This window comes from Halobacillus sp. B29 (genome assembly GCF_052246755.1).
Taxonomy (GTDB): Bacteria; Bacillota; Bacilli; order Bacillales; family Halobacillaceae; genus Halobacillus; species Halobacillus halophilus.
In genome coordinates this window covers 183,483-198,287 of the sequence record NZ_JBQQCM010000001.1, presented here as the reverse complement: position 1 = coordinate 198,287, position 14,805 = coordinate 183,483, and the positions used below count along the sequence as shown (strand labels likewise).

Annotated in this window: 13 protein-coding genes and 1 other annotated feature; of the genes, 7 read left to right on the top strand and 6 right to left on the bottom strand. The window is 41.8% G+C overall.

Translation table 11 applies throughout. The features are described 5' to 3' along the window. Positions 1-183 precede the first annotated feature (183 nt). The gene (locus ACTWP7_RS00915) at positions 184-1,041 is read left to right on the top strand and encodes an STAS domain-containing protein (protein ID WP_443121642.1); all 858 of its coding nucleotides are present in this window, start codon (positions 184-186) and stop codon (positions 1,039-1,041) included. A gap of 150 nt (positions 1,042-1,191) precedes the next feature. On the opposite strand, the gene ACTWP7_RS00910 is transcribed toward ACTWP7_RS00915, so the two are convergent. From ACTWP7_RS00910 to ACTWP7_RS00890, 5 genes are all read right to left on the bottom strand, one after another. After that, positions 1,192-2,454 carry a glutamate-5-semialdehyde dehydrogenase gene (locus ACTWP7_RS00910; protein WP_443121641.1) on the bottom strand — a complete coding sequence of 421 codons (1,263 nt, stop codon included), beginning with the start codon at positions 2,452-2,454 and terminating at the stop codon, positions 1,192-1,194. A gap of 20 nt (positions 2,455-2,474) precedes the next feature. Continuing rightward, positions 2,475-3,602 carry a glutamate 5-kinase gene (gene proB, locus ACTWP7_RS00905; protein ID WP_443121640.1) on the bottom strand — a complete coding sequence of 376 codons (1,128 nt, stop codon included), beginning with the start codon at positions 3,600-3,602 and terminating at the stop codon, positions 2,475-2,477. 50 nt (positions 3,603-3,652) lie between these two features. After that, positions 3,653-4,495: a pyrroline-5-carboxylate reductase gene (gene proC / locus ACTWP7_RS00900; RefSeq protein ID WP_014642059.1), complete on the bottom strand. Its 843-nt coding sequence runs from the start codon at positions 4,493-4,495 to the stop codon at positions 3,653-3,655. A gap of 1,296 nt (positions 4,496-5,791) precedes the next feature. Next, the gene (locus ACTWP7_RS00895) at positions 5,792-6,121 is read right to left on the bottom strand and encodes a thioredoxin family protein (protein ID WP_443121639.1); all 330 of its coding nucleotides are present in this window, start codon (positions 6,119-6,121) and stop codon (positions 5,792-5,794) included. 87 nt (positions 6,122-6,208) lie between these two features. Then, complete coding sequence (locus ACTWP7_RS00890; protein WP_443121638.1) at positions 6,209-6,820, bottom strand: DUF421 domain-containing protein; 612 nt, start codon at positions 6,818-6,820, stop codon at positions 6,209-6,211. A gap of 103 nt (positions 6,821-6,923) precedes the next feature. After that, positions 6,924-7,132: a binding site (T-box leader), on the top strand. A gap of 38 nt (positions 7,133-7,170) precedes the next feature. Between ACTWP7_RS00890 and argS the strand changes: the two genes are divergently transcribed. The 6 genes from argS to ACTWP7_RS00860 all read left to right on the top strand — a co-directional run bounded on the left by argS (position 7,171) and on the right by ACTWP7_RS00860 (position 14,074). Next, a complete protein-coding gene (gene argS, locus ACTWP7_RS00885; protein WP_443121637.1) occupies positions 7,171-8,853 on the top strand; it encodes an arginine--tRNA ligase in 1,683 nt (560 codons plus the stop codon). A gap of 144 nt (positions 8,854-8,997) precedes the next feature. Continuing rightward, complete coding sequence (locus ACTWP7_RS00880; RefSeq protein WP_443121867.1) at positions 8,998-10,422, top strand: MDR family MFS transporter; 1,425 nt, start codon at positions 8,998-9,000, stop codon at positions 10,420-10,422. Positions 10,423-10,727: 305 nt separating this feature from the next. Beyond that, the gene (locus ACTWP7_RS00875; protein WP_443121636.1) at positions 10,728-10,955 is read left to right on the top strand and encodes a hypothetical protein; all 228 of its coding nucleotides are present in this window, start codon (positions 10,728-10,730) and stop codon (positions 10,953-10,955) included. Positions 10,956-11,725: 770 nt separating this feature from the next. Continuing rightward, positions 11,726-12,484 carry a poly-gamma-glutamate hydrolase family protein gene (locus ACTWP7_RS00870; protein WP_443121635.1) on the top strand — a complete coding sequence of 253 codons (759 nt, stop codon included), beginning with the start codon at positions 11,726-11,728 and terminating at the stop codon, positions 12,482-12,484. A 135-nt stretch (positions 12,485-12,619) separates the two neighbouring features. Further along, the gene (locus ACTWP7_RS00865) at positions 12,620-13,327 is read left to right on the top strand and encodes a TspO/MBR family protein (protein ID WP_443121634.1); all 708 of its coding nucleotides are present in this window, start codon (positions 12,620-12,622) and stop codon (positions 13,325-13,327) included. 222 nt (positions 13,328-13,549) lie between these two features. After that, the gene (locus ACTWP7_RS00860; RefSeq protein WP_014642050.1) at positions 13,550-14,074 is read left to right on the top strand and encodes a ribonuclease H-like YkuK family protein; all 525 of its coding nucleotides are present in this window, start codon (positions 13,550-13,552) and stop codon (positions 14,072-14,074) included. 42 nt (positions 14,075-14,116) lie between these two features. Here the strand turns inward: ACTWP7_RS00860 and ACTWP7_RS00855 are convergent, their stop codons facing one another. Further along, positions 14,117-14,770, bottom strand: a complete 654-nt coding sequence (locus tag ACTWP7_RS00855; protein WP_443121633.1) for a peroxiredoxin-like family protein — start codon at positions 14,768-14,770, stop codon at positions 14,117-14,119. Positions 14,771-14,805: the final 35 nt, after the last annotated feature.

Here is a 14,805-nt window from a genome sequence, read left to right as displayed (position 1 = left end):
TTAAATTAATGTTATATTCGACAAATCTTTTACAAACCCTCTTTCTTTTATAAGAATTATAATTAAATTTACCGATAATTCTCTATTCACTTTTGAAATGTATTATAATGACTCCATAAGGATTCCTTGTTTTTCCACACACAAGAAATGATGACAGCTTAGCGGTATGAGAGGAGTAATAGAATGCAAAGAAATAGAGAACTGCATGATTTTTTGTTGCATAAAGCCGAAGATTTAACTGAGCAATGGTACGAGTCCCTGGATAAAAGCGATCCTAGAGGGGTTTACGCCTCTAAAGATCCTAAGGTGATTGAAACTCTAAAAGGGCAAAACTTTGAATTTCATCAGCACTTATGCAAGGTTTTTATTCAGCCAATGGATCAGTTCCTTGAAGAATTTGACGATTGGGTTATGAAAATAGCCAGTGATCCGGAACATCTGAGTACGCCTACCTACCTTATTATGAGAGAATTCTTACGAGTTCGTGATCAATATTTGTATTTTATCAAAGAGTTTATTGCCGTATCCGATAATGTTTATACTCAGGAGCAGATCGATCGATGGAAAGAGGTACTCATTAAAGCATTTGATATCGTAACGATGCGAGTAGTTGAAGAAAAATCCAATCAACTTGATACACGGATAGATAAACAACAAAAAACGATTAATGAACTTAGCTCCCCCCTTATTGACCTTTCAAATGGACGAGCCTTGCTCCCCCTTGTTGGAGATATTGATTCTTCACGGGCCAGTGCCATTATGGACAACACCTTAAAAGGTTGCACCGATAAAGGAATTGACCAGCTTTTTATTGATCTGTCAGGTGTGTACTTGGTCGATACAATGGTAGCTCACCAAATCTTTCAATTGATCACCGGGTTGCAGCTGATCGGAGTCTCTACCACCCTTTCAGGCATCCGTCCTGAAATTGCTCATACGGCTGTCCAGTTGGGCATCGATTTTGGCCAAATATCGATAACCCCTACTCTTGCTCAAGCGATTGACCGTGATCCTGTATATACTTCTAAACCCTCTTCTTAATAGAGGGTTTTTTTCAATATATCATTTGTTTATATATGAAAAGACAATCTACGGAAATACCTAAAGTGATTATGAATAGTCCTTCCATCCCATTCAAATATAAAAAAAGGAACCCCTCATTAGGAGTCCCTTCTCATGTTATACTTTATTTTATCTAATTTGACCCGAACCTTTCATAAGGAACTTCACAGTCGTAAGTGCTGGAAGACCCATTGGACCACGGGCATGTAATTTTTGTGTGGAAATGCCGATTTCTGCTCCGAAACCTAAAGCGCCTCCATCCGTAAATCGAGTCGAAGCATTGTGGTAGATCGCTGCTGCGTCTACGATAGCTAAAAATTTATCAGCCGCCTCCTGATTTTCGGTGACGATGGCTTCTGAGTGTTTTGTGCCGTACGTTTCGATATGCGCAATAGCATCTACAAGATCGTCGACAGCTTTCACAGCGATATCTGTACTTAAATATTCATTTTTCCAGTCATCTTCACCTGCAGGCACAGCGTCTGGAATAATAGTAAGGACATGCTCGTCTCCATGTACGTGGATGTTTTCTTTCTTCAGAGCACTAATTAGCTCTTCACTGTGTTGAGCCAGCCATTCCTTGTGAACAATTAAGGTTTCTGCTGCGTTACAAACGGCAGGACGGTCTGTTTTAGCATTCACAAGGATGCTGATGGCTTTTTCCACATCGGCATCTTTATCAATATAGATGTGACAATTTCCTACACCTGTTTCAAGCACAGGAACCGTTGCGTTTTCCACAACTGCCTGAATCAGTTTACCTCCGCCGCGTGGGATGAGTACGTCGACATGTTCTTTCATTGTGAAAAGCTGGTTTGTTGCGGCACGGTCTGTGGACGCGATAAACTGCACGGCTTCTTGTGGGATTTTTGTTTCCGCCAGGGCTTTGTGGATAACTTCCACGATTGCCTGGTTAGAATTAATGGCTGAGGATCCGCCTTTCAGCACGATCGCGTTGCCGGATTTAAGCGCAAGACCGGTTGCGTCTACAGTTACGTTTGGACGAGCTTCATAGATCATGCCAATCACACCAAGGGGCACGGTAACTTTCTCAACTTGAAGACCGTTTTCAAGCGTCCAGTCTGAGAGCTTCTTACCAGTCGGATCTTCAAGTTCAGCTACATCCCGTAAGCCTTGTGCAAAGTCTCGAATTCGCTCTTGTGATAAAGAAAGTCGATCCATAAAAGCTTCCGTAAAACCTTGTTCTCTTCCGTTTCGTAAATCCTTCTCATTTGCTGCAAGAATCGTTTCGAAATCACGTTCCAGAACATCCGCGATATGGTGAAGAGCATCGTTCTTTTCCTTATCGGAAAGAATCATTAAACTCTTAGACGCTTTCTTCGCTTCAATCGCTTGTTCTTCAACGTTCACATTATCTTTTGTTAGTGTCATCAAAGACCTCCTTGATTATTTTAAACTCCTGCGGGCAGGGCTACGTCTAAATGGCAGACAAAATCTTTACGTTCAATCGCTGCTTTTTCATAAGATTCGAGTTCAGGTTCTGTTAGAGTAATCATTTCCTTCATTTGCTCTGAGGAATAATTCACTACGCCTAGACCAATTTCTTCGCCTTCTAAATCATGAATACGCACAACGGCACCTTGTTTGAAACGTCCTTTTACGTGGTGCACATTCATAGGAAGCAAGCTTCTCTTCATTTCTACAATAGATTCTTTAGCACGATGGTCAATAATGACTTCGCCTTCAGGACCGGAGTTAAATGCGATCCATTGTTTCTTCTGGTCGAGATTCTCCGTTTCCGGTGCAGTTTCGAAATATGTTCCTCTTGCGTTGTGGTAGACAGCATCATAAACAATGTTGTCGGTACCTGCTTTTCCTAAGAAGGAAGATATTCCGGAAGCCATAGAAATCTTAAAGGCGTCTATTTTGGATTTCATGCCTCCTGTACCGACGGCGCTTCCTGGGTCGCCAGCTGCTGCTTCAATCTCTGGGGTGATTTCGTGGACTTTATTGAGAAGTTCAGCATCCTCATTTTTTCTAGGATCTGCATCATATAAACCATCTATATCCGATAAGATCACTAATTGGTCAGCATCGACAAGTCCAGCTACTTTAGCGGACAATGTATCGTTGTCACCGAATTTCAACCGGTCGATGGTGATGGTGTCATTTTCATTTACGATGGGGATAATTCCGCGTTCAAGCAATACGTTAATAGTATTACGAGCGTTGTTATAACGATCTTCATCAGAAAAATCACTGCGTGTGATTAATATTTGGGAGCCGATATAACCATTAGACAGGAATAGATCGGAATACGATTCCATCAATAATCCCTGACCAATAGAGGCGGCGGCTTGTTTTTCAGGTAAAGTGCTTGGACGCTCCAGGCATCCGAGCTTACGGTAGCCTGCCGCTACTGCACCCGAGGATACGAGTAATACTTCGTGGCCATCATCCTTTAATTGGACGACTTCATCTACTAGTTTTTCGAGTTTCCGACGGCTTATTTCACCGTGCAAACTGGTTAATGAACTGCTTCCTATTTTTATAACTACCCTTTTTTTATCTTGAGTCAACATATCACTCCTATTTAACGTATTGCATCGAGTTATTTATTTACTGCTATTTACTTACTGCCTACTAACAGGCCTTCTATTTCTTTACTGAGTTCTTTCGAGCGTCCGGCTGCACCTTTAATAGCTGCTGAGATCGCGTCTCCGCCGCCACTTTCTTCCAGTGCATCAAGACCAGCCGCTGTCGTACCGTTTGGAGAGGTAACTTTTTTACGAAGTTCCGCTGGGCTTTCTTCGCCCTCCAGCATCATTTTTGCTGCACCGAGCAGGGTTTGTGCTCCTATTTCCCTGAGTGTTTTGGAATCCATCCCCTCTGCACGGCCAGTTTCCTCAATATGCTCCATTAAATAGTAGAAATAAGCAGGACCGCTTCCGGCAATTCCGGTAAAGACATCCATTTTATCCTCTGGAATAATGAAAACTTCTCCAATAGACTGTAGGAGAGCCTTAGACACTAGAACATTTTCCATGTCTGTATAGTGGCCAGGGCACATTGCGGTTGCTGATTCGCGAAGCGTACTGGATGTATTCGGCATCACTCGAATAACTTCCTGACCATCATTGAGACGGTCTTCCATATAGGAAGTAGAAATGCCAGCGAGCACGGATACAAGTACTTGATTCGGATTTAATTTATAACGTAAGTCTTCAAGTACGGCATCAATATCTTTTGGCTTCATAGCCAGAATTAGTTGATCCACTTGTGAAAAGTCTAAATCATCTTTTAATACTGTACGTACACCATATTTATCATTAATCTCATTTAATCGATCTTGATTACTTCGATTGGTTACAATGATCTGATCTGCTGAAATGTTCCCGGATTCAACCATACCTGAAATCATAGCTTCAGCCATAGAGCCTGCACCTAGAAAAGCAATCGTTTGTTTGATCATTTGAGTTAATCTCTCCCGTTCGTATTTTTTGTTCGCTTTCTTTATGACGTTTTTCATCATAACACTGGCAAAAATTGAATCAAGGGGTATTTACCAAATGATGTCTATAAGAGCCAATTAGTTAGTGTAAACGGTTTCACCGCGAGATATTTTCGTCTCATCGCTTCTCATCGCAAATAATGGCTTCTCACAGCTGTATTTGCGAACTGATTTTTTAAGAATTCCCATATAAAACCCAATAATATGAATTAGTGAAATATTCTAAAAACTTATCAGGGCAAGGGTTATAGCTTTTTCATTAACTCTGTTAAATCTCTGTATTGCTTGGTCCAGGTAAGCTCCCGTTTGTGGAAGACTAAGTTTCGAGATATTGGTTATGAGGAAGGTCCTGCGGGGGACGATTTCGCTTTCCGGCCCTGCACGACGCAGGGTCGTTCGACGTTGCCACAGGACTTGGCGATCCTAGTCGAACTTCTTATATGTGGTAAGCTTCCTCGGGCTTCACAGCCTTCCGGGATCTTACCGATCATGTTCATCCTGTTCTTACACTTTATTTTGTCTTATTCAAATATCAGAACATAAACGACATGGAGAGCTATCCAGCTCCAGCACCTAGCGTCTAGTGAGACTTCCCTCACTTCTGTACGATAAGGCAACATCGAATCGCTCCGCTCTTCGTGTTTTCTTTATCTCCGCCAGCTCAGTCCAGTCCATACGACGCTGACCAAGGTGCTTCCGCTTTTAACCTAGGAGTCTTCATCTTCCCCCTCCGGCCCTAGCCAGATCAGAAACTCAAAACCCTTTAGACATCAACGAGTGAATGAGAAAAATGCATGTGCTCATGAGGCTGTTCTTATGCTATAACGATGTGAAATAGCCTGTCATAAAAGCATTTAGGACCGATTAAAAAGGAGAGCATTCTCTCTTATAAAAGTGTCAGTTATTCTTATTGGGCTGGGTTGGTGGGGAAATGACGAGACTCCCATGGGAGAAGGAACTAGGTGAGATCCCGCAGGGAGTGAAACGAGCGAGGAAGCTCACCGTTCCCCCATAGGAAAGCGAGTTATTTCCACACCAGCCCTTATCCACATATCGTAACGGACCCGAATTATCTCGAAACTTAGTCTTACAGTATCCGGCTCTTTAGTGGAGTATCTTGTATCAGATATTATCTACAACGTTTAATGGAACCTTTTCAAAAGACAGCCCCCTTCTCTTCCTTCCTAAGAGTGTTTCAATAAATTCGCACAAAAAAACTTACGGGCTTATGGGGCCCGTAAGTTTATAATTTTCTGCTTAAGATTCGTTAATAAAATGATTATACTTCACCAGCTGCTGATTCAGTTCTCCAAGTGGTACGAAGCGTGCCTTTCTAAACAGCTCCTTACCTTCAGAGAAAACAAGAACTGCCGGAACAGAGAACACAGAGAACTGTCCGGCTGCTTCAGGTACTTCGCTTGCGTCCACATGGACAGATGATATGCCAGGGTATTCCTCCAGCAACTCCTCGACCTGTGGTTTTAACGAGTGGCAGACGGAGCAATTCGGTTGTGATATATAAACAAGTGACAATCGTTCACGATTAATAAACGATTGAATAGATTCTAATGAATGTAAGGAATTCAAATAACTCACCTCTAATTAAACTTGTTTCTATTGTACCAAGATTTAACCAGAGTTTCTTTCATTCTGCCTATGTGTTAAAAAACGCTTTTACTGCAGGCGGTCCGGAATATCCTTCTGGTTTTTTTTCGTTTCAACTTCCTGAAAAATGTTTGCTGATTGTGCTGTCTGCGGTGTCTGGTAAGCCGTATTCGATCCTAACAGGTTCTTTAAAGCCATTAATTCTTTCCGTACTTCTTCTACGTCCTGTTTGGTAGCTGGTTTATAATTTTCTTTCAGTTCTATACCAATCTGACCATTAGGTTCGAGGGTCGCTGATTTTACGTCCTGAATTGAGGTAACGCTTTGCTGTCTTAATTTCATTTCCAACTGATCAACGGTCAGCCGCATTTTTTTTAAGTTCTGATCATTTAATTGACCGTTTACAATCACCGGCTTAGATTTTCCTGTTAGAAATTTTTCCATAAAGTCGAATTTCACTTGCATAAATTCCATAGCAATTAATGTTAGTACAAGCACTCCACCTACGCCGAAGGTAACCCACACATTTTTCCCGGCCACCGGCTGGATCAACAGAGACCCGATTGCGATCATAATGACGGTCTGGGACAGCGTCATTTGAGATATCGATTTGCGTCCTGCAATTCTAAGGATGATCGTACCTACGATGATAATCAGTATGGCTTTCCAAATCCAGTCCATAACACACACCTCATTTCCCTGATATTTTTCCCATACCATCCATTGTTATTCCATAATTATCTTGCAAATCAATCCTACATCCGCTATACTTTTCTAAAATTATTTAAATTCCAGGAAAAAAGAGAGTAGCTTATGTGAAAGGTCAAGCGATTCAGGGATGGTGCGAGCCTGAACCTAGCTCCGTAAGTGAACCGGACTTTTGAGAAGCCTGCCTGAATGAAGTAGGGATGGGCCGGGGCAGTCCCCGTTAACAATATCGAGTGGCTTTATAGCTATAAGAGTGGTACCGCGAGTTTAAACCTCGTCTCTTTCAGGAGACGAGTTTTTTTTAATTGAAGGAGGAATTATAAATGGAAAAGCACATTCTGGCTCTACAGCTATCCCATCTTCTAGGTGAACAGTTTTCAAGAGAATGGGTGTACGACAAAATTGAAATTCCTAAACAACCGCATTTAGGGGATTTAGCCTTTCCCTGTTTTTCATTGGCTTCTTTCTTTAAAAGAAATCCCAAAGAGATCGCTTCTCAGCTGGCACCGCAGCTCAAACATGATCTATTCGCAAAAGTTCAAACAGCAGGCGGGTATATTAACATTTTTCTAAATCAGGCTTTTGTGACGGAGCAAACCATGAAGCAGGTACTTACCGATCCATCCTCTTATGGAAGCCACTCCATTGGCACAGATAAAACGGTCGTATTGGATATGTCTGCACCGAATATCGCTAAACCTTTTTCTATGGGACACCTCCGCTCTACTGTTATAGGAAGTGCTCTCTCTAATCTGGCTAAAAAATGCGGTTATACTACCGTGAAAATTAACTACATAGGAGATTATGGCACGCAGTTCGGAAAGCTTCTTGCTGCTTACCAGCACTGGGGCAATGATGAGAAGGTACGAGAGAATCCCTTAAAGGAACTTACGAAAATTTATGTCCATTTTCATCAGGCCTCAAAAGACGATCCTTCCTTAATTGAAGAAGGAAGGGAATGGTTTAAGAAACTGGAGCAGCAGGACGAAGAAGCACTAAAGCTGTGGAAATGGTTTAAAGCTGTATCCCTTGAAGAATTCGATAAGGTTTATGAACTTCTCGGTATTGAGTTCGATCTGACTCGAGGAGAAGCTTACTACAATGACAAAATGGACAAAACGGTGAAGCTGTTGCAGGAAAAACAACTGCTTGAAGAATCTAAAGGTGCCCAAGTGGTTCGTCTTGATAAAGAAGGGCTTCCTCCCTGCCTGATCCAGAAAAGCAATGGAACATCCATTTATGCGACAAGAGACTTAACGGCTGCTATTGATCGTTATCAGACATATAAATTTGAAGAAGCTCTCTATGTTGTAGGACATGAACAATCGTTACATTTTGAGCAAGTGAAGCATGTATTACGCAAACTTGACTTTGACTGGGCAGATCAACTTAAGCATATATCTTTTGGTATGGTGCTCACAGATGGAAAGAAAATGTCCACCCGTCAAGGGAAAACGATCCTGCTTGAGGAAGTACTGAACGAAGCTATACAACAAGCTGCCTCCAACATTGAAGAGAAAAATCCCGAATTACAAAACAAGGAGGAAATTGCGAAACAAGTCGGTGTTGGAGCCGTGATCTTCCACGACCTAAAGCACGATCGCCGCAATGATATAGAGTTCTCGCTTGAAGCCATGCTGACTTTTGAAGGAAATACTGCTCCTTACCTGCAGTATGCTTATGTCAGAGGACGCTCACTGCTAGAAAAAGGAGGATTTCACATAGAAACAGCAGACGCTTCTCTCAAAGAAGAATCTGCCTGGCCACTTGTGAAATGGGTCCGCCATTATCCAGAGATGGTTTTTAAAGCCAATACAAATCATGATCCTTCCATTATCGCTAAATACCTGCTTGAGCTAACGAAGGCTTTTAATAAGTATTATGCGGACACAAAAATCTTACAGAATGACCAGCAGAATGCTCGTTTAACCCTTATTTACGTCTTTACCGTTGTTCTAAAAGACGGGCTCAGTCTGCTAGGTATTGAGGCTCCTGAACATATGTAGGTGTAAAGTACTTTTACTATCGCTCCCCCATTTCTTCCTTTATAATAATAGGTTGTGACTGCTAAAAAAGGAGGCTTACTTGTGGACGATAAAACCAAATATGAATTTTTAGCCGACGATCCTGACTTTAATGTAAAACCCGTTATGATTTCACTGATTATTGGGGCGTTCTTTGCTATTTTAAATGAAACGCTTTTGAATATTGCTTTGACGACATTAATGGAACAATTTAATATTACCGCTCCTGTGGTACAGTGGATGGTTACCGGCTTTATGCTGGTGATGGGAATACTGATTCCTGTATCCGCCCTGCTGCTTCAAACGTTTACCACGAGACAAATGTTTCTTGGGACGATGACTATTTTTACGATTGGGACTTTAATCTGTGCTGCTGCTCCTTCGTTTGGTGTTCTGCTTGCTGGCAGACTGCTGCAGGCAGTTGGAACAGGATTATTAATTCCGATTATATTTAACACTTTCCTGCTGCTATTTCCACCAGAACGCCGCGGGGCGATTATGGGTATGATTGGACTTGTCATTATGTTTGCGCCTGCGATTGGTCCAACGTTATCAGGAATTATCGTAGAGTATTTAGGATGGAGATATTTGTTCATTACCGTTATTCCATTTGCTCTATTCTCAATTGCATTCGCGTATAAGTTTTTAAAAAATGTAGGAGAAGTTACGAAGCCTAAAGTCGATATACTTTCCATTGTACTTTCCACTGTCGGATTTGGCGGGATTGTACTTGGGTTTAGTTCGGCTGGAGAAGGAGAAGCGAGTTTCCTTGATCCCCAGGTGCTGGCCATGATTATAGCGGGGGCTGTATCCCTCATCTTCTTTTCAATTCGCCAGCTGAAACTTGAAGAACCGCTTCTTGACGTACGTGTATTCCAATATCCCATGTTCACCATTGGTCTTGTGTTATTCATCATTGTAATGGTTTCGATGTTTTCCTCCGAAATCATTCTGCCGATGTATATGCAGGGACCACTCGCTCTCCCTGCTGCAACAGCTGGACTTATTCTGCTGCCAGGAGCTTTATTGAATGGTCTCATGTCTCCAGTAATGGGAAAACTTTTTGATAAGTTTGGTCCGAGACTGCTGATTATCCCAGCGACAGCTATCCTGATGGGAACCATGTTTTCCTTGAGCCAAGTGAGTATGGATACACCCATTTGGCGGATCGTACTTAGCTACCTATTACTCATGCTCTCCATATCGGCCGTTATGATGCCAGCTCAGACGAACGGATTGAATCAGCTTCCTAAACGTCTTTATCCTCACGGTACGGCAATTATGAATACTCTACAGCCCGTATCCGGTGCTGTAGGAGTTGCTGTGTTCATCAGTCTGATGACTACGAGAGAGGAAAGCTATTTAAACAATGCACAAAATCCTGAATCTGAAACGGTCATGAGCCAAGCACTTGTCGCCGGTGTTGAACTGGTTTACTTTATTGCCTTTTCTTTAGCTGCTATCGGATTTCTCGTTTCCCTTTTCGTTAAACGGGCAAAACAGACAGAGCACGAAACACCTGGAGAACACGAGGCAGCTGTAGAACATTAAGGACCTAAGCGAATCCCCATCCGTCTGCCTGATGGGGATTCATTATGATAACCAGGGTAAACCTCCCTGCAGATCATTCCTCTCTCAAAGACCTATATTCAGAATACGTGTATTAGAACAAAAAGGATTCTTTAGATTTAAAAGAGACGTTCACGGAAATGATTCTAGCATCATAAAAGATGAAGATAATCCTTCGTGCGTGTAAGGATCCAGTATGAAAGCATACTGGAGAGCGTGAATGTTTCGCGGCAAACTTCATCATAATTTATAATAGGAGTAAGTATGAGTGATAGGAGCGGATATCTATGTACCCGATTTATTATGCAGTGGTGATCATCGTTTCCATCATAGCCCTTGTCAGCACAATCATGATTGCTAAGGAAATGACCAAACAGGAGAAGAAAAGCTCTTCCAAAAATGAAACAGATAGTCTGAAAAACGAAACTAATAATTCGAGCATACCTATGCTTACGGTTATTTATTCCATTACTTTTGTCCTCTCTATTATTCTCATCTGGATTTTTATCTTATAGCACAGAAGATAAGGAACTCTTCCTCCTCAGGAAGGTTCCTGTTTTTATGTAAGTTATTTAACCTTGTCCAAACGTTTCAATCATTGTTATTCGTAAGCTCTGTTAAGCGCAGTTGTGGATTTTTTTAGAAAAGGTTTATTACGCAATAGGGCCGTTTAGTTGAAAACTCAGTTTCGAGATATTGGTTTGCCGTGAAGGTCCTGCGGGGGACGATTTCGCTTTCCGTGCGCATGTGCTGAGCCTCCTCAAGCTTCGCTTTCCGGGGTCTCACCGATCATGTTTATCCCACAGGAGTCTTCATCGTCCCCCTCCGGACCTTACTGAAATGAGAGGATCGGCCCCCCTACAACATCACCTGCGTGATGAGGAATTAGACCATTAGATTTTCTACCTATTTCAGGGTGTATTAACTCTCAATAGCCTGTCATAAAAGCATTTAATCCAGATTAAGTAGGAGAATCTTTCTCTTCTAGAAGGGACCGTGCACAAGAAATCGTTGGGTTGGTGGGGAAATGGCGAGACTCCCGTGGGAGAAGGATCTAGGTGAGACCCCACAAGGAGTGAAACGACTGAGGAGGCTCACCAGTTCCCCCACAGGAAAGCGAGTTATTTCCCCACCAACCCTTATCCATCTATCGTAACGGACCCATTTATCTCGAAACTGAGTCTTCAAGTAATGGGAGCTTTTCTGTAAGATCAACACTGCGATTTAACAGATCCTATTCGTAAGGGTCATTAATAATTTGAACATTTCAGAGAGAGTGATTCCCATGTTTAAAACTAAATTGATCATTGGAGCGGTTACGCTGGCTGCTTCTGCGGCTGCCATCACCCTGCTGCTTCAAAATAACATCTTTAGCAGAAGCTTTTCTTCCGTAGAGTGTCCAGCAGAAGGTGATCGATTCTGCACATTCACGGAGTTAAGTGACGTATACGAAGAAAGTGAGGATTGGGAAATCAAAAAACGCCAATCTCCAAATAGCCGTGTACTCGTAAGTGCCATTCACGGAGGAGGAATTGAGCAGGTAACTTCACAGCTGGCAGATGCTGTTGCTGGGAAAGAATACAGTTTTTATACCTTTAAGGGAAAGCTTAGTTCCGGAAATTTTAATAATTTACATATAAGTTCTGTCAATTTTGATGAACCACAGGCTCTTTCTATGGCGAACGAAGCTTCGGTCCATATTTCTATCCATGGGGCTGTAGGGGAAACGAAAAGAACACTACTAGGTGGATTAAACGAGAATTTGAGAGGCTTAATTTCTGAACATTTAGAATCAAGGGGCTTCCGTGTTAAGGAAGCCCCTGAGCACCTGGACGGCGACCATCCAAAAAATATTGTGAATCAAACTAAATCCGGAGAGGGCGTTCAATTGGAACTAACACGAGCGCAAAGAAAAGCATTTTTTGAAAATGGAACGATTAGCTACAGTTCCAGAAATGATGCTACTAATCAAACCGAAGCCTTTACACACTACATAACAGCCATACGTGCGGCATTAAAAGAGTACAAAGAGAAAAATCTTTAATCAGGCATCGTTGCGATTCCTTCTTCCTGTCATTTAATCCAAATTGGCACATACACTGTACTAGCTCCAAGCTGTACTGCCCCAGACGATTGAACAGCAGCAAGATTAACATCACAGAGTAAAGGAGATCATCACATGAGACTGCTTGCTTTTAAGTTGATTAATTTAGCCAGCTTTATGTATCTGCTCACCGCCTCCTTCTTCTTATCACAAAATTTCATGCAGCCATCTACCGACAATGTATATGTTATGCCGGCCCCGTTTGCCTTTTCTATTTGGTTCGTTATTTACTTACTTCTTTTCATCTTTCTAATGAAATCATTCTTTGCAAATGAAGAGCTTAATCGTGTCATTGGTCATATCGGGTTATGGTTTCCATTAAGTATGTTCCTATCCGGGACTACGGTAATGGTAGGAACCACTCCATCGTTACTGTTCATTACTTTATCGTTGCTTACCTTATGTGTGGTATATACGATCATTCAAAGACTAAATCTCTCTACTCAAAAATACAGAACTCCCTTTTCCATTTACCTCGCCTGGACCTCTATAGCTACTATCGTGGATACCTTTGTCGTTTTGAAAGCAAATGAAGTACAAGAACTATTTGCCATTGGAGAACTGGGATGGTCCGCATTTATTCTTGTAGTAGGGGGACTCATTGCCCTTGCCTTTTATTTCATTCAGAAAGATACGTGGTTTCCTCTTGTTTTCATATGGGGCTATGGAGCAATCTTTGCTTATCAGGAAAACACACTTATCAAATTTATTACAGGAGCTTTTGTCGTCATTCTATTATTTATTATTTTCTTCAGCTGGTTCCAAAAGAATCGCGTTTCTTAAGGAGGAGGGTAATAAAAATTTTTTTGTATCCCTATTACTAATCTTCATTAAATTCATACATAATTTTATAATAAAGGAGGCATACTCCCGTTATAAACGTGATAAAGTTAAATTACTCCGACACCTCTTCTGATTCTGCATTCAAGTAAAAGTTGATGAATATCTTATAATAAGGAAGGCAGCATGTAATGCCCTTGCTTAACAAACAAAGGGGTGACTGAGATGGAAAAGGACCTCAAGTTCCAAAACATAACCCACAAAAAGATGGACTTTGATCAAGTATTTGACCATATCCTGACCTTTATGAAAAAGGATCCGCTCGGAAATTACCGTTTAATGCTTGGTACTGATTCTCAAATCCACCCTTCTCACACCATTTTTATTACAGGGATCGTCATCCAACGTGTTGGAAAAGGCGCGTGGGCGTGTTTCTGTAAGAAGCTTATTTCGCGAAAAATGACCACGCTGCATGAACGAATCTCCTATGAGACATCACTTACCGAACATATCGCTTCTTTATTCACGGAAGATAAGAAAAATGAAATGATTGATATCATTCTGCCTCATATTTATAAAGGTGCTACTTTTACAATGGAGGGGCATATTGACATTGGTTCAGGAGAGCGGAACCGGACAAGGCTATATGTAAATGAAATGGTAGCCCGAATTGAATCGCTTGGGATCGAACCGAAAATTAAGCCAGATTCGATTGCCGCGAGCAGCTATGCTAACAAATACACAAAATAAAAAAGCACAACCACAGTCGATGAACTGGGTTGTGCTTCCTTTTTATACTTGTACTTTTTTTAATTGCTCCAGTACTTCTGAAGGCTCTGCACGATCTTTGTAGTCTTCTTTGGTGTATTCATAAACAATGGTTCCGTCCTGGTCAATTACATAGGTTGCAGAAACAGGAAGGGTCCACGCTTCATCCCCGTTATGCTCGTCCACTCGCAGCCCTTTTTCTTTGTACACGTCAACAAGATAATCGGGCAGCTGATAAACGAGATTATACTGATTGGCCGTTTCATTTCCAACATCACTTACCACATGGAACTGGAGGTCATTTTTCTCAGTGGTGGATAAAGAGTGATCAGGTTGTTCAGGACTGATCGCAATTAGTTCGCCCCCACTATCGTGAATGTCACTAAGAATCTCCTGATAGGCCCGGAGTTCCATATTACAATAAGGACACCAGCCTCCACGGTAAAACGTCAATATGACAGGCCCTTCTTCCAGCTGTTTGTACAATTCAATTGAATTTCCCTTCGCATCAGGAAGGTTGAAATTAGGAGCTTTTTCACCTTCAGATAGACCTTTCCCATCAGAAGATTGCTCAAGCTCTTGAATGGCCTGCTTCATTTTCTCTTGCACATCTCCAGGAGCCGTCGCTTTGAATTTTTCAATGTATTCGTTGTAGCGCTCTTTCATTTCTGTCTTCACAGGAAAAAACTCCTTTATGGTTAGATTCACGTCGA

Bases quoted from the DNA above. Each gene is read 5' to 3' on its own strand.
- ACTWP7_RS00915 (WP_443121642.1), top strand. From the start codon at position 184: ATGCAAAGAAATAGAGAACTGCATGATTTTTTGTTGCATAAAGCCGAA.
- ACTWP7_RS00910 (WP_443121641.1), bottom strand. From the start codon at position 2,454: ATGACACTAACAAAAGATAATGTGAACGTTGAAGAACAAGCGATTGAA.
- proC (WP_014642059.1), bottom strand. From the start codon at position 4,495: ATGATCAAACAAACGATTGCTTTTCTAGGTGCAGGCTCTATGGCTGAA.
- ACTWP7_RS00890 (WP_443121638.1), bottom strand. From the start codon at position 6,820: ATGGACTGGATTTGGAAAGCCATACTGATTATCATCGTAGGTACGATC.
- argS (WP_443121637.1), top strand. From the start codon at position 7,171: ATGGAAAAGCACATTCTGGCTCTACAGCTATCCCATCTTCTAGGTGAA.
- ACTWP7_RS00880 (WP_443121867.1), top strand. From the start codon at position 8,998: ATGATTTCACTGATTATTGGGGCGTTCTTTGCTATTTTAAATGAAACG.
- ACTWP7_RS00875 (WP_443121636.1), top strand. From the start codon at position 10,728: ATGTACCCGATTTATTATGCAGTGGTGATCATCGTTTCCATCATAGCC.
- ACTWP7_RS00870 (WP_443121635.1), top strand. From the start codon at position 11,726: ATGTTTAAAACTAAATTGATCATTGGAGCGGTTACGCTGGCTGCTTCT.
- ACTWP7_RS00865 (WP_443121634.1), top strand. From the start codon at position 12,620: ATGAGACTGCTTGCTTTTAAGTTGATTAATTTAGCCAGCTTTATGTAT.
- ACTWP7_RS00860 (WP_014642050.1), top strand. From the start codon at position 13,550: ATGGAAAAGGACCTCAAGTTCCAAAACATAACCCACAAAAAGATGGAC.